General features: G+C 47.3%; 17 protein-coding genes. 2 read left to right on the forward strand and 15 right to left on the reverse strand.

Annotation, left to right across the window (positions count from 1 at the left end):
• Positions 1 to 103: 103 nt before the first annotated feature.
• From B5G00_RS13320 to B5G00_RS13385, 14 genes are all read right to left on the reverse strand, one after another.
• On the reverse strand, positions 104 to 811 hold the full coding sequence (locus B5G00_RS13320) for a uroporphyrinogen decarboxylase family protein (protein WP_162613508.1): 708 nt from the start codon (positions 809 to 811) through the stop codon (positions 104 to 106).
• A 495-nt stretch (positions 812 to 1,306) separates the two neighbouring features.
• Complete coding sequence (gene ftsH / locus B5G00_RS13325) at positions 1,307 to 3,196, reverse strand: ATP-dependent zinc metalloprotease FtsH (protein WP_087273561.1); 1,890 nt, start codon at positions 3,194 to 3,196, stop codon at positions 1,307 to 1,309.
• Positions 3,197 to 3,371: 175 nt separating this feature from the next.
• Positions 3,372 to 4,139 (reverse strand): hypothetical protein, encoded by a 768-nt coding sequence (locus B5G00_RS13330; protein ID WP_087273562.1) that lies wholly within the window; start codon positions 4,137 to 4,139, stop codon positions 3,372 to 3,374.
• A gap of 103 nt (positions 4,140 to 4,242) precedes the next feature.
• Positions 4,243 to 5,694, reverse strand: a complete 1,452-nt coding sequence (gatB, locus tag B5G00_RS13335) for an Asp-tRNA(Asn)/Glu-tRNA(Gln) amidotransferase subunit GatB (RefSeq protein WP_087273564.1) — start codon at positions 5,692 to 5,694, stop codon at positions 4,243 to 4,245.
• A complete protein-coding gene (gatA, locus tag B5G00_RS13340) occupies positions 5,694 to 7,163 on the reverse strand; it encodes an Asp-tRNA(Asn)/Glu-tRNA(Gln) amidotransferase subunit GatA (RefSeq protein ID WP_087273566.1) in 1,470 nt (489 codons plus the stop codon). Before gatA ends, gatB begins: the two co-directional genes overlap by 1 nt.
• A 14-nt stretch (positions 7,164 to 7,177) precedes the next feature.
• Positions 7,178 to 7,471 carry an Asp-tRNA(Asn)/Glu-tRNA(Gln) amidotransferase subunit GatC gene (gene gatC / locus B5G00_RS13345; protein WP_087273568.1) on the reverse strand — a complete coding sequence of 98 codons (294 nt, stop codon included), beginning with the start codon at positions 7,469 to 7,471 and terminating at the stop codon, positions 7,178 to 7,180.
• Between the two features lie 14 nt (positions 7,472 to 7,485).
• A complete protein-coding gene (gene aspS, locus B5G00_RS13350; RefSeq protein WP_087273570.1) occupies positions 7,486 to 8,814 on the reverse strand; it encodes an aspartate--tRNA(Asn) ligase in 1,329 nt (442 codons plus the stop codon).
• 404 nt (positions 8,815 to 9,218) lie between these two features.
• On the reverse strand, positions 9,219 to 10,433 hold the full coding sequence (locus B5G00_RS13355) for an LL-diaminopimelate aminotransferase (protein ID WP_087273572.1): 1,215 nt from the start codon (positions 10,431 to 10,433) through the stop codon (positions 9,219 to 9,221).
• A gap of 14 nt (positions 10,434 to 10,447) precedes the next feature.
• Positions 10,448 to 10,999, reverse strand: a complete 552-nt coding sequence (locus tag B5G00_RS13360; protein ID WP_087273574.1) for an ANTAR domain-containing response regulator — start codon at positions 10,997 to 10,999, stop codon at positions 10,448 to 10,450.
• A gap of 86 nt (positions 11,000 to 11,085) precedes the next feature.
• Entirely contained in the window at positions 11,086 to 12,417 is a 1,332-nt protein-coding gene (gene glnA / locus B5G00_RS13365; protein WP_087273576.1) for a type I glutamate--ammonia ligase, read from the reverse strand.
• A gap of 808 nt (positions 12,418 to 13,225) precedes the next feature.
• The gene (locus tag B5G00_RS13370; RefSeq protein WP_087273578.1) at positions 13,226 to 14,707 is read right to left on the reverse strand and encodes a glutamate synthase subunit beta; all 1,482 of its coding nucleotides are present in this window, start codon (positions 14,705 to 14,707) and stop codon (positions 13,226 to 13,228) included.
• 2 nt (positions 14,708 to 14,709) lie between these two features.
• A complete protein-coding gene (gene gltB, locus B5G00_RS13375) occupies positions 14,710 to 19,245 on the reverse strand; it encodes a glutamate synthase large subunit (RefSeq protein ID WP_087273674.1) in 4,536 nt (1,511 codons plus the stop codon).
• Positions 19,246 to 19,258: 13 nt separating this feature from the next.
• The gene (locus tag B5G00_RS13380; RefSeq protein WP_087273580.1) at positions 19,259 to 20,878 is read right to left on the reverse strand and encodes a CTP synthase; all 1,620 of its coding nucleotides are present in this window, start codon (positions 20,876 to 20,878) and stop codon (positions 19,259 to 19,261) included.
• Between the two features lie 149 nt (positions 20,879 to 21,027).
• The gene (locus B5G00_RS13385; protein ID WP_087273582.1) at positions 21,028 to 21,252 is read right to left on the reverse strand and encodes an HPr family phosphocarrier protein; all 225 of its coding nucleotides are present in this window, start codon (positions 21,250 to 21,252) and stop codon (positions 21,028 to 21,030) included.
• 308 nt (positions 21,253 to 21,560) lie between these two features.
• Here B5G00_RS13385 and B5G00_RS13390 point away from each other — a divergent pair, with 308 nt between their 5' ends.
• Together B5G00_RS13390 and purF are read left to right on the forward strand one after the other, a co-directional pair.
• Positions 21,561 to 23,660, forward strand: a complete 2,100-nt coding sequence (locus tag B5G00_RS13390; protein ID WP_087273584.1) for a glutamine synthetase III family protein — start codon at positions 21,561 to 21,563, stop codon at positions 23,658 to 23,660.
• 15 nt (positions 23,661 to 23,675) lie between these two features.
• Entirely contained in the window at positions 23,676 to 25,067 is a 1,392-nt protein-coding gene (gene purF, locus B5G00_RS13395) for an amidophosphoribosyltransferase (protein WP_087273586.1), read from the forward strand.
• 203 nt (positions 25,068 to 25,270) lie between these two features.
• On the opposite strand, the gene B5G00_RS13400 is transcribed toward purF, so the two are convergent.
• The gene (locus tag B5G00_RS13400; RefSeq protein WP_087273588.1) at positions 25,271 to 25,705 is read right to left on the reverse strand and encodes an RrF2 family transcriptional regulator; all 435 of its coding nucleotides are present in this window, start codon (positions 25,703 to 25,705) and stop codon (positions 25,271 to 25,273) included.
• Between the last annotated feature and the right edge of the window lies 1 nt (position 25,706).

The following is a 25,706-nucleotide window of genomic DNA, read 5'->3' on the forward strand; positions in this document are numbered from 1 at the left end:
TCTTCGATATAATCCATCCACTCCAACAATTCTTCCACAGCACAAATCTCCTTTTTATTTTCAGCATATCACATAAAAGGAGATTTGTTCACAATTTATTTACTCATGCGTTTGTCCTGCCCTTCCCCTGAATCTCGAGAGGCTTGAACACTTTGCGCGCCGCCGCAATCCATGCCTTGTCCGTACAGAACAGGAAGCCGTCACCAGGCGCGCATACATCGATAACATGCTTGATATCATCCTTAATCTTGTCAATGCTTTGTGTTCTCACAGCCGCCACTTTCAGGCCGCCCTCAATAATCTGATGATCGCCGAGTTCCTTCTTGGCCTTGCAGATATCGTCATCGTCAATATGTAAGATACAGGAATCCTTCGGCACTTCCAGGAAATGATGCCATACCTTCTCCCAGCTGCCCTCCAGCATGATCCATACCTTGGAGCCTGCTGCTGCAGCCCGCTCAATCCATTTCTTTTCATAAGGCCAGTACAGCTCCTCAAACTGCTTCGGGCTTAAGTACAGCGCGATGTGAGTCATATGGCACGCATAGGGGAATTCATCTACCGGGCCGGACATACGCGGAAGATTGTATACCTCCCAGAGTTTGTCGCAGGCCGCTTTCACCTTATCCGGCTGTCTGCGCAGGTCTGTCAATGTTCCCTTGAAACCGCGGCAGTAGTCAAACAGTGTATCCACCGGGTTAGAGAATACTTTGGAGAAATCCGCGATATCAGTAATTCCATATTTCTCCGACAGTACCTGGGACTGCTTTCCCATCAGCACGCCAAGAGAATAGAACTTGTCCTCTGCCACTGTCTTCAGAACCTTTTTCGCATATTCCCGATCCTCATAAAGCTTCGGGTACTTTCTGGGAACCCGCACTTCAGAGACAAAGCGGTTCGGATCCTCGATAAACTGATCGTACTCATCCCTCCTGACTCATGTATCACATGTCTTCAAAAGTTTCTATATAAAATATATATAATTTGCACAAAATTTTCCCTGCTGGCTAAAATTCATTCTCCGGCAGATTCTGTCTGTCCAAACATCCCTCCAGTCTGTGGGCAAGCCCACCCCAGCTCCCCCCACCTCTCAATCTTGAGGGACTTAAACACTTTGCGCGCCGCTGCAATATCACAAGGCGGTAACATACCTTATTGCGGCGTGTGCATCCCGCCCGGAAGGCTTTTTATTCTATAGGGCAATCCGGAAGAATTTCCTATAAGTTAAAAAGCTTTCCCTTATTTTTTCCGGTAAGAAAAAAATAAGGGAAAGCTAATACGTAAACTGTTTTATACAATGTACCTTTTATTCCTCTGACCCTTCTTCGGCGTTTTCCTGGTTCATTGCAATCCTTGGCTTGGTAGTCAGGATCCTCATAAACTCTTCTCCCGAGATGGTCTCATGTTCATAGAGATACTTAGCCAGTTCATGGAGTTTCGGCATATTCTCTTCCAGGATCTTCACAGCCTTGTCATGCTGTTTCTGTACCAGATCCACTACCATTTTGTCAATCCGTGTCTGTGTCTCAAAGGAACAGGTCAGGGAACTGTCTCCTCCTAAATACTGGTTGGATACAGTCTCCATGGCTACCATGCCAAACTCCTGGGACATACCATATCTGGTGATCATACCTCTGGCCAGCTTGGTAGCCTGTTCAATGTCATTGGAAGCTCCTGTGGTAATGGAGTGGAAGATCAGCTCCTCTGCCGCTCTTCCTCCTGTAAAGGTAGCAATCTTATTCTCCAGTTCTTCTTTTGACATAAGATAGTGTTCTCCATCCTCTACCTGCATGGTATAGCCCAGAGCCCCGGAAGTCCTTGGGATAATGGTGATCTTATGCACCGGTGCGGAATGGGACTGCATGGCAGCAACCAGTGCGTGTCCCACTTCGTGGTAAGCCACAATAAGTTTTTCCTTGTTGGAAAGGACCTGGTTTTTCTTCTGATATCCGGCGATGACCACCTCAATGCTCTCCTCCAGGTCTGCCTGGGTGGCAAATTTTCTGCCGTCACGGACTGCCCTCAGAGCCGCTTCATTCACAACATTGGCCAGATCAGCTCCGGAAGCTCCAGGGGCTGCCTTAGCAATATCACTGAAGTTCACATCATCGGAAATCTTGATCTTTCTGGCATGAACCTTCAGGATCTCCTCTCTTCCCTTTAAGTCAGGAAGCTCTACAGGAATCCTCCTGTCAAAACGTCCCGGCCTTAAAAGTGCAGGGTCCAGAGAATCTGGACGGTTGGTGGCAGCCAGGATTACAACACCTTTTGAGCTGTCAAATCCATCCATCTCTGTAAGAAGCTGGTTTAATGTCTGCTCCCTCTCATCATTAGCTCCGGCAAATTGTCCGTCACGTTTTTTACCAATGGTATCAATCTCATCAATAAATACGATACAGGGAGCTTTTTCGTTGGCCTGCTTAAACAGGTCGCGGACTTTTGCAGCGCCCATTCCCACGAACATTTCCACAAATTCAGAACCGGATATGGAGAAGAAAGGGACGTCGGCCTCTCCTGCCACAGCCTTGGCCAGAAGGGTCTTACCTGTTCCGGGAGGTCCAACCAGAAGGGCTCCTTTTGGAAGGGATGCGCCAATCTCTGCATACTTTCCTGGGTTATGAAGATAATCTACCAGCTCGGTCAACAGTTCCTTGGCCTCGTCTTCTCCGGCTACATCTGAAAACTTGATCCCTGTAGATGACTTTACATAGATCTTGGCATTGCTCTTTCCGAAAGTCATAGCTCCCGGACCACCCATACCGCCCATGTTTTTCATCATCCGCTTCATCAGCCAGCCGCCTACTACCCATAAAAGTACCAGGGGCAGTACAAAACTGATAAGGGATGAGAGCAGCGGGTTCATCTGCTGAGGAATCTCCTCAGAGAAGACTACTCCTGCCTGATCCAGTCTCTCTACCTCGTTTACATCGAAAATACGGCCTGTCTTATAAACCTGCTGCTGGTCGCCGTCCTTTTCCAGATAATAAATCGTATCTTCTTCCAGATTTACTTCTGAAATCCTGCCTGCCTCAAGATCATCCAAAAACTGGTCATAGGTAGCGTCCTGTATGCGGCTCTCTGACAAAGAGGGCACAAGGAATAAGTTAACCGCCGCCAGTATGACCAGCACGATAAGGTAATAAAACATCACCGGTTTTTTTGGAAGCTGAGGCTTTTTCTTTTCTTTAATGTCCATTTGTTTACCTCCAACCTTTTCCATTTTATTTATATAGTATAAAAATATGACAGCATCATTATATAAAAACTATACTTCTTATTATAAAAACAATCAATGAAAAAACTGTGAAAACTTTTAAAAAATTCAGAAAAGAAGCCCCAGTATCTGGGCTTCTTTTCCTGTTTTTCCTTGTTTACTTTTCGCTGTCATCCCCTGTCAGCCGGAGGATCGCTTTCATTTCTTCCGGCTCCATATCCAGGAATCCGGAAAGTTCTTCCACTGTATATTTGATATTATCATCTTCTGTGAGAGCCTTTAACCGTTCTTCCAGGTTCTGGACCTTTTCCACCAGGAAATTATCTTCTCTCTTCTGCCTGGTCTGCTCCTCCAGAAATTCTTCCACCAGGCTGCGGACTTTATGCATAAGCCATTCTTCTGCTGCTTCTTCCTCTGTCACATCCTTAAGCTCCTCCAGTGCCATAAGAAGAGCTGTATTTGCCTCAGAAAGCAGATCTGCGAAGAGAACCTCCCGGCAGTTCAGGTCTCTTGCCACATCTGCCAGTTCTCTCTGGCAGGCCTTTACCAGACTTTCCCTGGCACCTTCTTCATTTCTTTTGCAGGCCAGAAGCAATTCCTGCCGGTCTCTTAAATTTCCTTCAAATCCAAAGGCTTTCAGATACTCCTTAAGATACTCTTCTTCCTCTGCTGTAAGAGGAACTCTTTCCTGTTTTTTCTCTATATGAGGAACCGGCCCTTGTCCGGCGTCTTCTCTGTCTCCTGTTCTTCCGGTAACACGGATTCCCTGGACTTCCAGATAATCGTAGACCTTCTGGAGTTTCTCCTGATCCATATCCTCCTCACCGAAAAATTTTTCCACCAGCTCTGCCCGTACCTGTTTCCCGTTATTCAGAGCCAGGGTCTGTATATCTTTTAGTTTATTCTGAAATTCAATAATATCCATAGCTTTCCTCCCATCTTCTACAGTAGCTTACCACAAAAGAGGATGGTTTTAAAGCTCTTCCGGATTTTTCTTTTCTGATGTAAGATCCTTTAAATACCTTACGCTATGCCTTCTCCTCTGCCTCCTGAAGCTTCTGTCTAAGAAGCTGGTTCACCTGTTTAGGATCTGCTTTTCCTTTCATCTGCTTCATGATCTGTCCTACCAAAAATCCGGTGACTTTCGTCTTTCCTTCCAGATACTGCTTTACCGTGTCTGGATTTTCTTCCAGGACTTTTGCCACGGTCTCTTCCAGAAGTCCGGTATCCAGAACGGTTTTCAGCCCTTTCTCTTCTGCATAGATCATGGGGTCCACATCGTCTGTAAAAATCATACGGAAAACTTCTTTGGCAGTTTTATTGTTCAGCTCTCCCCGGTCTGTCATCAGGATCAGCTCTGCCAGATGCTCCGGAGAGAAGGAGATTTCTTCTGTCTCTATTCCTTCTTCTTTTACCAGGCGCAGAGTTTCCCCAATATACCAGTTGGCCGCCTTCTTCGGCATCTGGCAGATTGCCGCAGTCTTTTCAAACATTTCGCTCAGGTGTCTGGACTGGGTCAGAAGGCCGGCGTCATAATCTGACAGCTCGTACTGCTCCATATACCGTTTTGCCTTTTCCTCCTGAAGTTCCGGCTGGGCATTCCGGATCTGGGCTATCCACTGATCGCTGATGCTCACCGGAGGCAGGTCCGGGTCCGGGAAGTAGCGGTAATCCTTGGCGTCCTCCTTGGAACGCATAGCGTAGGAATATTCCTTATTGTCATCCCACCGCCGGGTCTCCTGGATCACCGGGCGTCCCTCTTCCAGAAGCTCAATCTGCCGGGCTCTTTCTCCTTCGATAGCTCTTGCAATAGCCTTAAAAGAGTTCAGGTTTTTCATCTCTGTCCTGGTTCCCAGTTCCCGGGATCCCACCTCTCTTACTGAAAGGTTTACGTCGGCACGCATAGACCCTTCCTGAAGCTTACAGTCAGAGACTCCCAGATACTGGCAGATAAGCCGCAGTTTTTCCAGATAAGCGATCACTTCCTGGGCGTTTCTCATATCCGGCTCAGACACGATCTCAATAAGGGGAACGCCGCTTCGGTTGTAATCCACCAAAGAGCAGTCATCCCACTCGTCATGGATCAGTTTTCCTGCATCTTCTTCCATATGCATCTCATGGATCCGGACTTTTTTAGGACCTGCCGCTGTCTGGATCTCCAGGAATCCATCGTGACAGATGGGAAGATAAAGCTGGGAGATCTGATAGTTCTGAGGGTTATCCGGATAAAAATAATTCTTTCTGTCAAATTTGCAGTACTGGTTGATCTGGCAGTTGGCCGCCAGCCCCAGGGCAAGGGCGTATTCCACCACCTGTTTATTCAATACGGGAAGAGCCCCGGGAAGGCCAGCACATACCGGACAGGTATGGGTATTGGGAGCTCCCCCGAACTTAGTAGAGCAGCCGCAGAAAATCTTGGATTCTGTAGAAAGTTCTACATGGACTTCCAGTCCGATGACCGTCTCATATTGTTTTTCCATTATCCTTCCTCCTTTGCAAATGCCAGAGGAAAGTCCCCTCTGATTTTTTCCAGTCCCATAGCCGCCTGGAGAACCTTCTTTTCTTCAAAGCAGTTTCCGATAAACTGCAGTCCTACAGGAAGTTTCTGGCTGTCCAGAGTCCAGGGCATGCTAATGGCAGGAAGTCCTGCCAGGTTTACCGCTACGGTATAGATGTCGCTTAAATACATCTTCAAAGAATCTGTAAGACTTTCTCCCAGATGGGGCGCCGGCGACGGTGAGGCAGGAGCCAGGAGAACATCATATTTTACAAAGGCCTCGTCAAAGGCTTTCTTGATAAGAGCCTTAGTCTTCAAAGCTTTCAGATAGTAAGCGTCATAGTAACCGGAGCTTAATACAAAGGAGCCCAGAAGGATTCTTTTCTTTGCCTCTTTGCCAAATCCCTCTGCTCTTGTTTTCTTATACATATCATGAAGGTCTGTTCCTTCCATAGAACGGTATCCGTATTTTACCCCGTCGAATCTGGCCAGGTTGGAACTGGCCTCGGCGCAGGCGATGATATAATAGGCCGGGATCACATAATCTGTCATGCCCAAGGAGAAAAATTCTACAATAGCGCCGCTCTGGCTCAGAGCGTTTACCACATCTACAATGGCTTTTTTGATCTCACTGTCCAGACCTTCAGAGAGATACTCTTTAGGAACGCCTACCCGAAGCCCCCTGATATCCTCTCCCAGATTTTTGGAGAAATCATAAAGTTTTCTCTGAATGGACGTGCTGTCCCGCTTGTCATATCCTGCGATCACGTCCAGAAGAGTGCCGCAGTCTTTTGTATTTTTTCCAATGGGACCGATCTGATCCAGGGAAGAAGCATAGGCCACCAATCCGTAGCGGGATACCGTGCCGTAAGTAGGTTTCAGCCCTGTGACGCCGCAGAAGGCGGAAGGCTGGCGGATAGATCCTCCTGTATCAGAACCTAAAGCCAGGGGCGCCTCTCCTGCTGCCACTGCCGCACAGGAACCTCCTGAAGAGCCTCCCGGCACCCTGGTCAGATCCCAGGGATTTTTCGTTTCTCCAAAGGCAGATGTTTCTGTTGTGCTTCCCATGGCAAATTCATCCATATTAGTCTTTCCCAGGAGGATCATTCCTGCCTCTTCCAGCTTTTCCACAGCACCTGCGCTGTATGGCGGCACAAAATCATTTAAAATTTTAGAAGCGCAGGTAGTGGCCTGTCCCCGGGTGCAGATATTGTCTTTTACCGCAATGGGAACACCTGCCAGAGGACCGGTATATTTTCCCTGGCGGATGCCTTTTTCCACTTCTTTTACTCTCGCATATATCTTTTTTTCGTCAATATCCAGATAAGCGTGGACAGAGGGTTCCACAGCTTCTATCTGATCCAGGTAAGCTTTCACAGCTTCCTTTACGCCGATCTGCCCTTTTTTAATCTCCTCTCCCAGAGCAGTGGCTGACATCTCTATGATCTTCATGTCTTTCATCCTTTCTACACGGTCTTGGGAACCTGATACTGTCCTTCTTTTTTCACCGGAGCGTTGGCCAGCATTTCCTCCTGGGCGTCCCCGTTGGTCACTTCGTCCTCCCGGAACACATTTTCCAGTGGGAAGATATGGGAAGCTGCCTCCACATTTTCCGTATCCAGTTCATTAAGCTTTTCTACATAATCCAGGATTTTTTCCAGCTCTGTCCGCATTTCTTCCCGTTCATCCTCAGACATGGAAAGCTTTGCCAGGATCTCTATATTTTCCATTACTGTATCATCAATTCTCTGTGCGCTCATTGTTTCGCTCCTCTCTAGGGCTCAAGCCTTGTTAAATCTCTTGGGAATAAAGTAGTCTCCCGGATGTTGTCCTCTCCTAAAAGCTGCATGGTCAGTCTTTCCAGGCCGATGCCCAGTCCTCCGTGGGGAGGCATGCCGTATTTAAAAGCATCCAGATACTGTTCCAGTCCTTCTTCGCTCATACCCTTTGCTGCGATCTTATCTTTCAGCATCTGATAATCATGGATCCTCTGGCCTCCTGTAGTGATCTCCAGTCCCTTATACAGCAGGTCAAAGCTTAAAGTATAGCGGCTGTCTTCCGGATCATCCATAGCGTAGAAAGGACGTTTCTTAGAAGGATAATGGGTGACAAATACAAAATCTGAACCCCATTCTTCCTGGAAATATTTTCCGATCAGTTCTTCCTCCTCCGGTTCCAGATCAAAAGGCGCCCGGATCTTTCTCTGGTATTTTTCAGAAACCAGTTCCTTTGCTTTCTGGAAAGTTACACAGGGGATTTCTTTGATCTCAGGAAGGGTTACCTTTAAGATATCCAGTTCTTTCCTGTATTCTCTGTTCAAAAGATCCATGGTGTATTTCAAAAATCCTGTCTCCATCCGGCAGATATCGTAAAAGCTGTCAATATAGCCCATCTCAAAGTCCAGGCTGGTATATTCGTTCAGATGTCTTCTGGTGTTGTGTTTCTCTGCCCGGAATACAGGCCCGGTCTCAAATACCCGGTCAAACACACCTACCATCATCTGTTTATAAAGCTGGGGGCTCTGCTGGAGCACTGCAGGATGATGGAAATATTCCAGCTTGAAAAGGTTGGCGCCGCCCTCGGCACTTTTTGCTCCGATCTTGGGGCTGTGGATCTCTGTAAAGCCCTGATGATACAGGAAATCCCGGAAACCTCTGGTGATCCCTTCCTGAATACGGAATTTCGCCCTCTCTCTTACATTCCTTAAAGAGACAGGGCGCATGTTCAGTTTGGCTTCCAGGGACGTGTTCAGGTTCCACTTTCCTACCGGCAGGGGCAAAGGCTGGTCAACCTTAGACAAAAATTCCGTTTCCTTAATCCTCAATTCCTTTCCCTGGGGAGCTCTCTCTTCAGTTTTCACAGTTCCCGTCACACGGATACAATCCCCTTCATGAAACTCCTTCAGATCCTCTCTGGAGACGCCTTCCTCCCAGACCGCCTGAAGAAGCCCTTCCCTGCTTCTAAGAATCACAAACCCAATCTCCCCCATATCCCGAAGACTATGGACCGCCCCCTCCAGACAGGCAGTATCCCCCTCCGCCTTCTCCAAAAACTCCTCATATCCAGACTTTTCTCTCTCAACAATACCCTTAACAAATTCCATAATCCCATTCCCTTCCTTTACCAAAACTATCACTCTCTATTGCAACTATTCTGATCTTCTTTTATATCTAAGCGACCACGCACCGACCAACCGTGCTTTTCACTCGAACTCCAGCACCAGCATACCATCCAAATTTCTTTTTTAATTGAATTCCTGCAATGCCGTACAACCTTTGTCCCCCGGCAGCGGAAACAACCGTAGCTTCAAGAATACAGGTGTGTTTTCAGCGAATTTCCCGAGCATAGCTTTGAGACCTCAGGCTCAAAGCGGCGCAGGCTGAGCAGAAAACACACCTGTATTCTTGCTCACCACGCTCCCCCGGTTCACCTATTCAATCAAAAAAGAAATTAAAAAAGTCCGAAATACCCAGAAAAATCCAGATACTTCGGACAGGATATCTTTGATTACATCTTCGTAATCCTCTTAATCGCCTCTATTGTGTTTTCATAGGTGCCGAAAGCACTTAACCGGAAATAGCCTTCTCCGCAGGCGCCGAAACCGCTTCCAGGAGTTCCTACCACATTCACCTCATGGAGAAGGGTGTCGAAGAATTCCCAGGAGGTCTGGTTACCCGGCGTTTTCAGCCATACATAAGGAGCATTCACGCCGCCGCTGACTGTATATCCTGCGTCTTTCAGACCATTATATATGGCATGCGCATTTCTCATATAATATGCAACCTGCTCCTTTACCTGGGCTTTTCCTGCTTCTGTATACACAGCAGCTCCTGCTTTCTGCACGATATAAGGAGCTCCGTTATACTTGGTCCCGTGTCTTCTGGCCCAGAGGTCATTTAAGGAAACTCCTCCGGCTTTCAGATCTTTCGGCACTACCGCAAATCCCAGACGGACGCCGGTGAATCCCGCATTCTTGGAAAAACTTCTCAGCTCAATAGCACAGGTTTTTGCTCCTTCACATTCATAAATGCTGTGAGGCACGTCCTCCTCAGTGATATAAGCCTCATAGGCCGCATCGTAAATGATCAGACTGCCGTTTTTATTGGCGTAATCCACCCAGCCCTGAAGCTGTTCTTTACTGATCGTAGAGCCTGTAGGATTATTTGGAAAGCAGAGATAGATCACATCCGGGGTTTCCTTTGGAAATTCCGGGGCAAAATTATTCTCTGCCGTACAGGACATGTAGATCATACCGTCAAAATTCTGTGTCGTCTTATTATAATTTCCTGTTCTTCCCGCCATAACGTTGGTATCTACATATACGGGGTAAACCGGATCGCACACAGCAATCTTATTATCCAATCCCAGGATCTCCTGAATATTTCCGGAGTCACATTTCGCTCCGTCAGATACGAAGATTTCTTCTGGATCAATGTCACAACTGCGATCCTGATAATCATTTTTCGCAATAGCCTCTCTCAGGAAAGCGTAGCCCTTATCCGGCGCATATCCGTGGAAGGTCTCTGCATGAGCCATCTCTTCCACAGCTCCGTGAAGAGCCTCAATGATCGCCGGCGCCAGGGGCTGTGTCACATCTCCGATTCCCAGTCGGATGATTTCTTTTTCCGGATTTTCCTTCTGATATGCTGCGATTTTTTTTGCAATATCAGAGAACAGATAGCTTCCAGGAAGCTTCAGATAATTCTCATTAATAGTAAACATATCACATTTCTCCTTTAACATTCGTCATAGATCAACGTCAATATCATCTGGGCAGTTTCTACCATATTCGTGCCGTTGTCCATGCTGCATTTCTGAATGTAGCGATAGGCCTCTTCTTCTGAAAGATGATTACGCTCCATCAGCAGGAACTTGGCGTTCCTAATATAGTTTTCTTCTTTCTCCGTCCTCTTCCTTGGTTTTTTCCTGTCTTTTTTATACCGCCGTTCTACCTGGCTGAGGACCATTTCCACGGTATTGACTAAATCATATATTTTCACTGGCATAGTCACGGCGATGATTCCGCTTTCTGCCGAGCTTACAACATTTGCTGATCCCATCAGCAGCATTTCAAAATATTTTGGTATACATTCATACAACTGGGTATAATGCATATCCGGAAGTTTATAGCCGCTGATGATCAGTCCTCTCTGATCTTGATTTGCCTCGATTAAAGCTGCGGAAGCGGTACAGCAGGATACTACATTTTCAAATCCATGGTTCATCAGGATCTTTCGTATCCGCTTTGCATCTTCAATCTTGGGTAATGCCACAATGATGATGCTCATATACTGCTCCCTGCCTTTTCTTTAATTCTGCGAGTACCTTATAGCAGACATCCTATAGGATGTTTGCATTGCCGATTAAAAAATATTTAAATCTGGTACAGATACTGTTCCAGTTCCCATTCGGAAACCTGCTTCATATAACTCTTCCACTCTTTTCTCTTGCCTTTTTTATAATGCTCCAGAAAAGATTCTCCCAGCATCTCCTTTACCCAGACATCTCTTCCCATCTCATATAACGCATCGCTTAAATTTTCCGGCAGGGCTTCGATACCCTGATTATTTTTCTCTTCTTCGGACAAATCCCGGATGCTTCTCTTCAGTTCGGCAGGCGCCTCCAGTCCCTGTTCTATACCGTCAATACCGGCTTCCAGGCACAGGGCAAATACCAGATAAGGATTTGCGGAAGGATCCGGACTTCTCAGCTCAATAGCCTTCTCTTCTCTCATACCCTGGCATACCTTTATGAGTGCTGTCCTCTGGGTAGAGGACCAGGTTAAATCTGAGGGTGCTTCAAATCCCGGTACCAGGCGTTTGTAGGAATTCACCAGAGGATTGAAAACCGCTGTCATACCCTTGATATGTTCCAGCAGCCCGGCGATAAAGGAATATGCTTCTTTACTCAGTCCCAGACTGTCCTGGGGATCTTCAAATATATTTTTTCCATCCTTGTAAAGAGCCATGTTGATATGCATACCTGAACCGTTTACCTCGGATCTTGGCTTTGGCATGAATGTGGCGTGGAGTCCATGACGCTTTGCCACAGTGCGGACCGCCACCTTAAAGGTCATCAGCTTATCCGCTGTGTCCATCACATCTGACATAGTAAAATCAATCTCATGCTGACCGGGAGCGATCTCATGATGGGAAGAAGCTACTTCATATCCCATATCCTCCAGAGTCAGTACAATGTCTCTTCTGGCATTCTCCCCCAGGTCCACCGGACTCAGATCCAGAAAACCGGCTCTCTCGTGCGTCAGGGTAGTAGGAGAACCATTATCATCGGTATGGAAAAGGAAAAACTCACATTCCGGATTTACCTTAAAAGTATATCCCTTTTCCTCAGCTTTTTTCACAGCGTTCTGAAGAATGTATCTGGGACTTTCCTTATAAGGTGTCCCGTCCGCCTTATAAATATCGCAGATAAATCTGGCTACCTTTCCCTGCTGGGGTCTCCATGGAAGAATGCAGAAAGTATCCAGATCCGGGTGGAGATACATATCCTCCTCTTCGTTTCTATAGAAGCTCTCCATAGAAGAAGCATCGATCACACATTCATTATCCATAGCCTTTTCCAGCTTGCCGAAAGGAATCGCAATATTCTTCATAGTACCGAACATATCGGTAAATTGAAGACGGATAAATTCCACGTCTTCTTCCTCTGCCATATGCAGAATATCCTCTCTGGTGTATTTCGCCATAATGACCACCATGTCCTTTCTGAATTAATCAACAATCCCGCTTAAGGCAGCGGGCAGCCGGCCCTGCATTCCTATTTGGCGACAGGATATGCTCTGGCCTTTTCATCACACAGGAAAGTACAGCGGACTTTCTTATGTAATGAAAAAGGGCGCACTTACTCAGGTCCCCGCCTGAATAAGAACGCCTTTGTCCTTCATGGGTGGTATTATAGCAGTGTAAAATTGAAAAGTCAAGATATGGCCTGGGAAATTATTCGTATTTTTGCAAGACACTCTTAAAGGATCTTCAAAATATCTTGAATCCTGCAGCCCAATGTGTTATATTGAGAATAGAAAAAGGGAAACCATAGAAGCGGTCTACCCTCAATGGTAACTAAATTTAACGCTTTATAGCGTCAGCCGTCACTGTTGGCAGTAGTGGCGGCTACTTTCTTTTATCCTTGAAAATCTCATATACGAGACCAACAAGGGCAACAATGAATATTAAAAGCTGAATCAAATCAGCATATGTAACATACATTGGCATCGCCCTCCTTTCTTTCGTCTGGAGGGTTCGCCCCTCCGGAAATCGGAGGGTAAGCCGCCTGGCTCTATGGTTTCCCGTGTTCCTATTCTACCATGCAGCCTCTATTTCTTCAATCTTGTTTCTGCAATTTGCATATTGAAAACAAAATCCGCATATACTATAATGCCCATAGGCAAAAAGATAATGCAAGTCCATTGTGGACGACAGCGAAAAGCCCCGGTGTTCCAGCACCGGGGCTTTTCTATTCCCTTTTTTGGAGTGGCAGGGCTTATGTCCACAATTTTATACGGTATATCCCATCAAATCTTTATCTACCGCCTCTGCCGCTTTTCTTCCCTCTGTAATGGCCCATACTACCAGGGACTGGCCTCTGTGCATATCTCCTGCTGTGAATACTCTGGGCACGCTGGTCTGGTATTCATCGGGTTTGGTCAGCACGTTGGTCCTTGGATTCAAGTCTACTTTGAAAGCGTCTGTCACATATTTCTGGCTTCCCAGGAAACCTGCTGCGATCAGCACCAGCTGGGCGTCAATGACTTTTTCTGTGCCTTCCACTGGAACCATGTTCATACGTCCTGTCTTTTCGTCTTTCTTCGGCTCCAGGCTGACGATTTTGGCTTTCTGCACATTGCCTTTATCATCTTTTAAAAACTCTGTCACAGTTGTCTGATAGATTCTGGGGTCTTTCCCGAAGACTGCAATGGATTCCTCCTGACCATAATCGGTCTTCAGCACTCTTGGCCACTCCGGCCATGGATTCCCGGGAGTTCTGGTTTCTGAAGGCTTAGGCATCATCTCTAACTGGGTAACGGATTTTGCTCCCAGGCGGATAGCAGTTCCCACACAGTCATTTCCCGTATCGCCGCCGCCGATGACCAGCACATGTTTTCCTTTCGCAGGGATAAACTGGTTGTCTTTAAAATTAGAATCCAGAAGGCTCTTGGTCACAGATTTCAGGAAGTCTACAGCAAAATAGATGTTTCCCGCATCTCTTCCCGGCACCTGGATATCTCTTGGATTGGAGGCTCCGCAGGCCAGGACTACCCGGTCAAATTCTTTCAGAAGGTCCTGAGCTTTCACATCTTTGCCTACGTCCACGCCGGTTTTAAAGACTACTCCTTCTTCTTCCATGAGCTTCACTCTCCGGTCAATGATGGATTTGTCCAGCTTCATGTTGGGGATCCCGTAGCGGAGAAGTCCTCCTACCCGGTCATTCCTCTCAAATACCGTTACCCAGTGTCCTTTCCGGTTCAGTTCCTGAGCTGCCGCCAGTCCGGAAGGGCCGCTGCCTACTACCGCCACTTTCTTTCCGGTACGCACAGGAGGCACCTGGGGAACTACCCAGCCATTTTTCCAGGCAGTCTCGATAATTGCCTTTTCATTGTCTTTTGTGGCTACCGGGTCTCCGTTAATATTACAGGTACAGGCAGCTTCGCACAGAGCAGGACACACATGGCTGGTAAATTCCGGAAAACTGTGGGTCTTGGACAGTCTCTCGTAAGCCTGTCTCCATTTTCCCCGGTATACCAGATCATTGGTCTCCGGCACCAGGTTGTGCAGCGGACAGCCGGAAGCCATCCCTGCGATCATCATACCTGCCTGGCAGAAGGGAACGCCGCATTCCATGCAGCGGGCTCCCTGGATCTGCTGTTCCTCTAAGGGCAGAGGTTTCTTGAATTCATTAAAGTTCTTGATTCTCTCTAAAGGCGGTGTCTGTACTGCATCTTTTCTCTCATAATCTAAAAATCCTGTCGGTTTTCCCATCTTTATACCTCCGAAAATACTTCTGTAAATGCTTCCAACTGTGCCTGTTCTGTACTCATTCCCTGTTCCTCCAGCTTAATGCTCAGGGATGTCATTCTCTTGTAATCATCAGGAATGATCTTCTTAAACTTCGGAAGATATTCGGTGAAGTTTTCCAGGATTTCTTTTCCTCTCTCAGAGCCGGTATACTGTACATGCTCCTCAATCAGGCTTTTCAGTTCATGAACATCTACCTTGCTTTCCACCTGTTCAATGGAAATCATATCTTTATTCAGATTTTTATAAAGAGTATTGTTTTCATCTAATACATAAGCGATACCGCCGCTCATACCTGCGGCAAAATTCTTTCCTGTAGAGCCAAGGATCACCACACGGCCTCCGGTCATGTATTCGCAGCCATGTTCTCCTACCCCTTCTACTACCGCATAGGCGCCGGAGTTTCTTACGGCAAAACGTTCTCCTGCAATACCGCTTATAAATACTTTTCCGCTGGTGGCTCCGTAAAGAGCTACGTTACCGGCGATCATATTATCCTGGGCAGAGTATTTCCGGTTTTTCGGCGGATACAGGATCAGCTTTCCGCCGGAAAGTCCTTTGCCGTAATAATCGTTGGTATCTCCTTCCAGTTTCAGGGTCAGACCTTTCGGGATAAAGGCGCCGAAGCTCTGTCCGCCGGCTCCCTTGCAGTTTACAGTCAGGGTGTCTTCCGGCAGTCCGTGTTTATGCTGTCTGGTGATCTCTGCACCCAGAATGGTGCCGAAAGTCCTGTCTGTGTTGCTGACTTCCACAGATACAGAAGCTTTTTCTCCTTTTTTCAGGGCAGAAGCAAATTTCTTCAGAAGTACTTTCTCGTCCAGGGTCTTCTCCAGCTGGAAGTCGTATACATCCGCCGGGTTAAAGGTTACCTGTTCTCCTTCTTTTGCAAAAGGATTTTCCAGAATAGCGCTAAGGTCGATCTTAGCAGCCATTGGATTCTGGGCTTTATCTTTTACTTTCAGAAGGTCGCTTCTTCCTACCATCTCGTCAATGGTACGGACGCCCAGTTTCGCCATATATTCACGGAGTTCCTCAGCGATAAATTGCATAAAGTTTACCACATATTCCGGTTTTCCGGTAAAGCGTTTCCGAAGTTCCGGATTCTGGGTTGCCACGCCAACAGGGCAGGTATCCAGGTTGCAGACTCTCATCATCACACAGCCCATAGTTACCAGAGGCGCAGTGGCAAAGCCGAATTCCTCTGCTCCCAGAAGGGCGGCGATAGCCACGTCTCTTCCGCTCATGAGCTTACCGTCTGTCTCGATCATCACACGGCTTCTCAGACCGTTCATCAGCAAGGTCTGATGGGTCTCTGCCAGTCCCAGCTCCCAGGGCAGTCCTGCGTTGTGGATAGAGCTTTCCGGAGCTGCGCCGGTACCTCCGTCATATCCGGAGATCAGGATAACCTGGGCGCCTGCTTTGGCAACGCCGGCAGCTACGGTTCCCACACCTGCCTCAGAAACAAGTTTTACGGAAATACGTGCATATTTATTGGCATTTTTCAGGTCATAGATCAACTGGGCCAGATCCTCGATAGAATAAATATCGTGATGTGGCGGCGGAGAGATCAGACTTACCCCGGGGGTTGAATGTCTGGTCTTGGCGATCCATGGATATACCTTTCTGGCAGGAAGATGTCCCCCCTCTCCAGGTTTTGCTCCCTGAGCCATCTTGATCTGGATCTCTTTTGCGCTTACCAGATACCGGCTGGTAACGCCGAAACGAGCGCTGGCCACCTGTTTGATGGCAGAGCATCTGTCCACAGCAGTTCCTGCAGAATCCAGACGTTCTTCACTTTCTCCACCCTCGCCGGTGTTGGATTTTCCATGAAGCATATTCATGGCAATAGCCAGAGTCTCATGGGCTTCCTGGGAAATGGAGCCGTAAGACATAGCTCCGGTCTTAAACCGTTTTACAATGTCCTCTACACTTTCCACTTCTTCAATAGGGATTCCCTTTTCCGGGAAGTTAAAGTCCATTAAGGAACGGAGATTTCCGCTTCTCTCCTCGTCTACCATTTTTGTATATTCTTTAAACATGCCGTAATCTCCCATACGGGTAGATTTCTGCAGCATGTGGATAGTTGCAGGATTGTACCGGTGTTCCTCGCCGCCGCTTCTCATCTTATGCTTTCCAATGCTGTCCAGAGTGAGATCCACTGCTCTTCCAAGGGGATCGAAGGCTTTGGAATGAAGCTCATCCACGTTTTTGGCAATATCGTCCAGGGTAATTCCCCCTACACGGCTGACTGTGCCTGCAAAATATTTATCGATGACTTCCTGGGAAATACCGATAGCCTCAAAGATCTTTGCACCCTGATAGGACTGGATGGTGGAAATACCCATTTTGGAAGCAATCTTTACAATGCCGTGGATCACAGCGTAATTGTAATCATTTACTGCCGCATAATAGTCTTTGTCCAGCAGTTTTTCATCGATCAGCTCCTGGATCGTCTCCAGCGCCAGATATGGATTGACTGCACAGGCCCCATATCCAAGAAGGGTTGCAAAATGATGTACCTCTCTTGGTTCTCCGGATTCCAGGATCAGAGAAAGAGAAGTCTGTTTCTTGGTATCTACCAGATGCTGGTGTACCGCAGATACCGCCAGCAGAGAAGGAATGGGCACATGGTTCTCATCCACCCCTCTGTCGGAAAGGATCAGGATGTTGGCTCCGTCTTTATAGGCTTTATCCACCTCTACAAAGAGACGGCCAATGGCTCTTTCCAGCTTTGTACTCTTGTAGTAAGTAATAGGAACCACCGCTACCTTAAAGCCTTTTTCCTTCATGTTCTTGATCTTTAACAGGTCTGTATTGGTCAGGATCGGATTATTGATCTTCAGTACCTGGCAGTTTTCCGGCACTTCTTCCAGCAGGTTTCCGTCTTTTCCTACATAAACCGTGGTACTGGTAACAATCTCTTCACGGATGGCATCAATCGGCGGATTGGTAACCTGTGCAAAAAGCTGCTTAAAGTAATCAAAAAGAGGACGGTTTCTCTTGGACAGCACTGCCAGAGGGGTATCCACGCCCATGGCAGCAATGCCTTCACTGCCTTTTAAGGCCATTTCATAAATGGACTTTCTATATTCTTCATAAGTATATCCGAAAGTCTTCTGAAGTCTTCTTCTCTGCTCGGAAGTATATTCCTCCACCCGCATGTTAGGGATCTTCAGATCCTTCAGCTCGATGAGGTTGCTGTCCAGCCACTCGCCGTAAGGCTGGGCATTGGCATAAATCTCCTTGATCTCTTCATCGCTTAAAATCTTGCCTTTTACGGTATCTACCAGAAGCATTTTTCCAGGATGGAGTCTTTCTTTCAGAACAATCTCCTCTTCCGGTACAGGAAGAACACCCACCTCAGAAGCCAGGATCACATCACCGTTTTTCATAACATAATATCTGGAAGGACGAAGGCCGTTTCTGTCCAGTACAGCGCCCAGCAGATCGCCGTCTGAAAATACAATAGAGGCCGGACCGTCCCATGGCTCCATCATGGTTGCATAATACTGATAGAAATCCCGGATCTCCTGGGAAAGGGTCTGGTTGTTGGCCCAGGGTTCCGGAATGGTGATCATTACTGCCAGAGGCAGATCCATACCGCTCATTACCAGGAATTCCAGAGTGTTGTCCAGCATTGCTGAGTCAGAACCCTGACGGTTTACCACTGGAAGGACCTTGTGAAGCTGGTCTTTTAAGTGGGCAGACTCCATATTTTCTTCCCTTGCCTGCATTTTGTCCGCATTTCCCCGGATGGTATTGATTTCCCCGTTATGTACGATAAAACGGTTAGGATGGGCTCTCTCCCAGCTTGGGTTTGTATTGGTGCTGAATCTGGAATGGACAGTAGCGATAGCAGATTCATAGTCTTTATCCTGGAGATCCGCAAAGAAAGTGCGGAGCTGTCCTACCAGGAACATTCCTTTATATACAATGGTACGGCTGGACATAGAAACCACATAAGTATTATCGTTACTCTGCTCGAAGACTCTCCGGGCAATATACAGCTTCCGGTCAAAATCCAGTCCTTTTTCTACATTTTCCGGTTTTTTAATAAAGGCCTGCATGATATGAGGCATACACTCTTTGGCCTTGTGTCCCAGAACATCCGGATATACAGGAACCTCACGGAAACCTAAAAGCTCCAGTCCCTCTTTCTCCACAATGATCTCAAACATCTTCTTAGCCTGGTTTCTTTTCAGTTCATCCTGAGGGAAGAAAAGCTGGGCAATACCATATTCTCTCTCTCCTCCCAGATCGATCCCCATTTTTTTACAGACCTTGGAAAAGAATTTATGAGAAATCTGAAGAAGGATTCCCACGCCGTCTCCTGTCTTTCCCTCTGCATCTTTTCCGGCTCTGTGTTCCAGGTTCTCCACGATATGGAGTGCTCTCTCCACCGTCAGATGGCTCTTGATTCCCTTGCTGTTTACCACTGCGCCGATTCCACAGTTGTCATGTTCAAAGGCGGGACTGTACAGTCCCTGTTGTTGTTCTCTCATCACATTTTCCTCCCTATCTGTTTCTTTTTCCTCTTCCATACTCGTCTGCTGCTTTTACGAATCCTCGGAACAGCGGATGGGCACGGTTTGGTCTGGATTTCAATTCCGGATGCCCCTGAGTTCCAATGAAGAAGGGGTGATCCTTCAGCTCTATCATTTCCACGATCCGTCCATCAGGGGAAAGACCTGCCATGGTCATTCCATGTTCTTCCAGAGCAGACCGGTAGTCGTTGTTTACTTCATAGCGGTGTCTGTGACGCTCGGAAATTTCTTTTGCTCCGTATAATTCATATGCCTTTGTTCCCTCTTTCAGCACACAGGGATAAGCTCCCAGACGGAGGGTTCCTCCGATATTTTCCACGCCGTTCTGTTCCGGCATAAGATAGATCACCGGGTGCATGGTGTCAGGATTCAGTTCTGCGCTGTTGGCGTCCTTAAAACCGGCTACATTTCTGGCAAATTCTACAATAGCCATCTGCATGCCCAGACAGATTCCCAGGAATGGAATCTTGTTTTCCCTGGCATATTTTACAGCCTGGATCTTTCCTTCCGTTCCTCTGTGTCCAAAGCCTCCCGGGATCAGGATTCCGTCTACCCCTTCCAAAAGCGCCTGGCAGCCCTGGCTCTCGATTTCTTCTGAGTCTACCCAACGGATATTGACGTTTACCCGGCTGGCGATACCGCCGTGTTTTAAAGCTTCTACCACACTTAAGTAAGCGTCATGAAGCTGGATATATTTCCCTACGATAGCGATTTCTGTCTCGGACTGGGGATTCCGCAGGTTCTCCACCATAGCCGTCCAGTCTGTAAGGTCCGGTTCCGGGCATGGGATATGAAGACATTCACAGACCACCTGAGCCAGATGTTCTTTTTCCATAGCCAGAGGGGCCTCATACAGGTATTCCACATCCAGATTCTGGAGTACATGATTGGGCGGTACATTACAGAACAGTGCGATCTTGTCTTTCAGCTCATCAGACAGCCGATACTCCGAACGGCATACCAATACATCCGGCCACAGACCCATACTCTGAAGTTCTTTTACACTGGCCTGAGTAGGCTTGGTCTTCAGCTCTCCGGAAGCTTTCAGATAAGGTACCAGGGTCACGTGGATCAGCACTGCGTTTTCCTTTCCCACATCATGCTGGAACTGACGGATGGCTTCCAGGAAAGGCTGGCTCTCAATATCTCCTGCAGTTCCTCCCACTTCTATAATCGCAATCCGGTCTTCCTCAGGGGTTTTTCCTCTGTAAAACCGGCTTTTGATCTCATTGGTAATGTGAGGGATGACCTGTACCGTGCCGCCGCCATAATCCCCGTGACGTTCCTTCTGAAGCACTGTCCAGTAAATTTTTCCCGTAGTCACATTTGAATTTTTATCCAGGCTTTCATCAATAAATCTCTCATAATGTCCCAAGTCCAGATCTGTCTCTGTGCCGTCGTCAGTAACAAAGACTTCTCCATGCTGGATAGGGTTCATAGTGCCCGGGTCCATATTAATGTAAGGGTCAAACTTCTGCATGGTCACCTGATACCCTCTTGCTTTCAAAAGCCTTCCCAGAGAGGCAGCCGTGATCCCTTTACCCAGGCCTGAGACCACTCCTCCGGTTACGAATACATATTTTACCATCACATTTTCCTCCTGATTTTTCCATACAAATGAAAAAAGCGTCAGAATCTCCTCAACAGAAATTCTGACGCCTTCGTCATAACTTTATTCATAACTGCTGTCTACTATAACCGATTTTTTTCATTTTGTAAATCCCTGTTTTGAAAAAATTTTTATAACTGAAATTTCTGGATACTCTGGCGAAACTCTCTGTTTTCTCCGTGGCAGCTCACCACAAGAGGTTTCTCCAGTCCCAGGGCAAATACTCCTAATATAGATTTTCCGTCTACTACGGCGCTGTTATAGGCCAGGTCCACATCGAAGTCACATTTCCTTGCCGCCCGGACAAATTCCTTTACATCGTCCGGCTTTTTCAGACATATCTTCATATCTTCCATAAAAACAACCTCCTGCTTTATACTATGATGCCAGGATTTTTCAGGTCATAGCGCTCATGACTGCCTGCAGACATTGCAGACATATGGCATCATAAGGATATCTAAGTATCCCCTGCTCCCGGCTTTTTTAAACAGAAAGGAAAAAGAATTTTAAAAAATTTCAAAAAAGGGATTGACATTTTTCTTTCCCTGAGTATATACTACACAACGTAAAGCAAAGGCGCTTTGGATAGAGATATCCAGGGCGCTTTTTCTATTTCTATGGAAAACAGATTCTGCAAAAGGAATCTGTAGGAAAGGAGCATACTATGAAAAAAGATATTCCTGCTTTATACGGAAGCCTGGTATTTAATGATAAGGTCATGAGAAACAAACTTCCGAAAGATGTTTACAAAGCTCTTAAGAAAACCATTGAGAACGGCACCCATCTGGAGCTGGAAGTAGCAAACTCTGTGGCAGTTGCCATGAAAGAGTGGGCCGTAGAGAACGGCGCTACCCATTTTACACATTGGTTCCAGCCTATGACAGGCTTTACCGCTGAAAAACATGACAGCTTTATCTCCCCCACTTCAAACGGAGAAGTGATCATGGATTTTTCCGGAAAAGAACTTGTGAAAGGCGAGCCGGATGCGTCCAGCTTCCCTTCAGGCGGACTGAGAGCTACCTTCGAAGCCAGAGGATACACCGCATGGGATCCTACCTCTCCGGCCTTTATCAAAGACGGAACCCTGTATATTCCTACAGCTTTCTGTTCCTACGGCGGAGAAGCTCTGGATAAGAAAACTCCTCTGCTCCGCTCCATGGAAGCCCTGAGCAATGAGGCAGTAAAGATCCTGCACATTCTGGGCAATACAGCCGTAACTCATGTTTCCACCACCATCGGACCAGAGCAGGAATATTTCCTTGTAGATAAAGATTTATACAAACAGCGCCGTGACCTGGTTTTCTGCGGAAGAACTTTAATGGGAGCTTCCGCACCCAGAGGACAGGAAATGGAAGATCACTACTTCGGCGCTCTGAAGCCAAGAGTTGCCGCTTATATGCATGACCTGGATGAAGAGCTGTGGAAGCTGGGAATCCCTGCTAAGACAAAACACAACGAAGTAGCTCCTTCTCAGCATGAACTGGCGCCTATCTTTGATACCGCCAACGTGGCCGTTGACCACAACCAGCTGACCATGGAGATCATGAAAAAAGTGGCAGATAAACACGGCCTTGCCTGCCTGCTCCATGAAAAACCCTTTGAAGGCATCAACGGAAGCGGCAAGCACAACAACTGGTCTATCTCTACAAATACAGGAGAAAACCTGTTAGATCCGGGAAAAACGCCGGATCAGAATATCCAGTTCCTGGTATTCCTGATGGCGGTTATCAAAGCCGTGGACGAATATGCAGATCTGATGCGTGTTTCCGCAGCCAGCGCCGGAAATGACCACAGGCTGGGCGGCAACGAAGCCCCGCCGGCTATCGTATCCATTTTCCTGGGAGATGAACTGACCGCAGTTCTGAAATCTATTGAAGAGGATACTTACTTTGACGAGCATCAAAGCGTACAGCTGGAGACCGGCGCACATGTGCTTCCTCATTTTATGAAAGATAACACGGACAGAAACCGTACTTCACCTTTCGCCTTTACCGGAAACAAATTTGAGTTCCGTATGCTTGGTTCCTCTGCTTCTGTGGCAACACCAAATATTATCCTGAACACAGCTGTGGCAGAAGCCCTGTCTCAGTTCGCCAAAGAGCTGGAAGGAACTGCACCGGAAGATATGGAGCATGCTGTACATGAACTGATCAAACGTGCCATTAAGAAACATAAAAAAGTAATCTTCAACGGAAACGGCTACACAGAAGAGTGGGTGGAAGAAGCCAAAAAAAGAGGTTTATACAATCTGGAATCTACTCCTGACTGCCTCCCTCAGTTTATCTCTGACAAGAACGTGGAGCTTTTCACAAAGCATCACATCTTTACAAAAGAAGAAATCTTCTCCCGTTACGAGATTCTTCTTGAGAACTATGTAAAAACCATCGGCATTGAGGCAAAGACCATGAAGGAAATGCTGACCAAAGACTTCCTTCCTGCAGTAAGCAGCTATGCAGCTTCTGTGTCAGACAATGCTCTGGCCATGAAAGCGCTGGCACCTTCTGTACCTACCGCTTCTGCTGAAAGTCTGGTTTCTTCTCTGGGGGATGCCTACGAAAAGATTTCATCTGCTCTGTCTACACTGGATGAAGAAATCCAGGAGATCGATAAAAAAGGCTCCATGCAGGAATCTGCAGACTACTGCCATAAGACAGTTCTCGCTACTATGGATGAGCTGCGGGCAGCCGCCGATGAAGCCGAAGCAAAAATTCCGGATGAGGAGCTTCCATATCCTACCTATGATGCTCTCCTCTTCTCCGTGTAAAGGAGCCTACTCCAAATGGAACTGGATGCACAATATGAAATAAAAGAAGCCTGCGGCGTTTTCGGTATCTATGATTTTTCCGGAAACGACGTAGCGCCTTCCATCTACTACGGACTCTCTGCTCTCCAGCACAGAGGGCAGGAGTCCTGCGGCATTGCCGTAAGCGACACCAAAGGACCTAAGGGAAATATTGATTCCCACAAAGGCATGGGACTGGTCAGCGAGGTATTTAAAGAAGAAAATCTCCACAGCCTCCATGGCAATCTGGGAATCGGACATGTGCGGTACTCCACCACAGGAGCCACCACTCTGGCCAACGCCCAGCCTCTGGTGCTGAACTATGTAAAGGGAACTCTGGCTCTGGCCCACAACGGAAACCTGGTCAACGCCCAGGAACTGCGGGATCATCTGGAGAAAAACGGCGCCCTCTTTCATACCACTACTGATTCAGAGGTGATCGCCTACTGTATCGCAAGAGAACGTATAACCTCTAAGACTGTAGAAGAGGCTATCCTGAAAACAGCCGGTATGATCCGGGGAGCTTACGGTCTGGTCATCGCCAGCCCCAGAAAGCTCATCGGCGTCCGGGATCCCCTTGGTCTGAAACCTTTGTGTCTTGGAAAGAGAGACAACGCCTATATCCTGGCTTCTGAAAGCTGCGCCCTCCAAAGCGTTGGTGCTGAATTTGTCCGGGATATCCGCCCCGGCGAGATTATCACTATTACAGAACAGGGGATTTCTTCTGACTATACGCTCTGTCAGGAAAAGAAAGCTCACTGTATCTTTGAATATATTTATTTTGCAAGGCTGGACAGCACCATGGATAATATTAATATCTATGACGCCCGAATCCGGGCAGGAGCCGCTCTGGCAAAATCCTATCCGGTGGAAGCAGATCTGGTCTGCGGGGTTCCGGACTCCGGTATTCCCGCAGCAAAAGGCTTCTCAGAGGCTTCCGGGATCCCCTTCGGCCTTGCTTTCTATAAAAACAGCTATGTAGGCAGGACCTTTATCAAACCTACTCAGAAAGAGCGGGAAAACAGCGTCCGCCTTAAGCTCAATGTTTTGGAGTCTGTGGTAAAAGGAAAGCGTATCGTATTAGTGGACGACTCTATCGTCCGGGGCACCACCATCGCCAATCTGATTCATATGCTGAAAAAGGCAGGGGCCGTAAGCGTCCATGTGCGGATCAGTTCACCCCCCTTTTTATATCCCTGCTATTTTGGCACGGATATACCATCCAACAAGCAGTTGATCGCCTCTTCCCATTCCACAGAAGAAATCTGTTCCATGATCGGGGCAGATTCTCTGGGATACATGAAAATCGAAGACCTTCAGTCCATGGTAGGAGACCTTCCTATCTGTAAGGCCTGCTTTGATAATCAGTATCCCATGAAGATCCGGTAATCAGGGAAATGATACCCCGTCATTTTCCGATTACATATATCACATTTTTCTTTATTTTAGCCAGCAGCAGGCCAGAGATATACATCTGGCGGCTGCAACAAAGCTGGGCGGCGCCCCAAAGATATTCAGGCGTATCGGCGGGGCTCCGTTCAGAAAAAAGAAGCAGATCATACAGGCTTTCCTCCTATATGTCTGCTTCTTTTTTAAATGATATAATTATTTCCTGCCTGGTCGCTCCAGTCCAGAAGATCCTCCAGAGTATATCCTTCTGTCACTTCCCGGATAGCTTTGTCCAGCTTTTTCCAGAAAATCAAAGTCACGCAGTCAGCCGCTCTGGGACATGGATTTACTTCTCCCTCCAGGCATTCTACCGGGGCAAGGCTGCCTTCCGTCAGTCTCAGGATATCCCCCAGAGGATATTCCTTTGGCTTTCTGGCAAGCCGATATCCTCCCTGAGGCCCCCGGATGCTTTTTACATATCCGGCCTTGACCAGAACCGCCACGATCTGCTCCAGATATTTTACAGAAATTTCCTGTCTGGCCGCTATGTCCCGGATCCTTACTGGCTCTCCCGTATCATGGACTGCGATATCCAGCATCAGGCGGAGCGCATATCGTCCTTTCGTTGAAATCTTCATC

The organism is Blautia sp. An46, assembly GCF_002161645.1.
GTDB lineage: Bacteria > Bacillota > Clostridia > Lachnospirales > Lachnospiraceae > Blautia > Blautia ornithocaccae.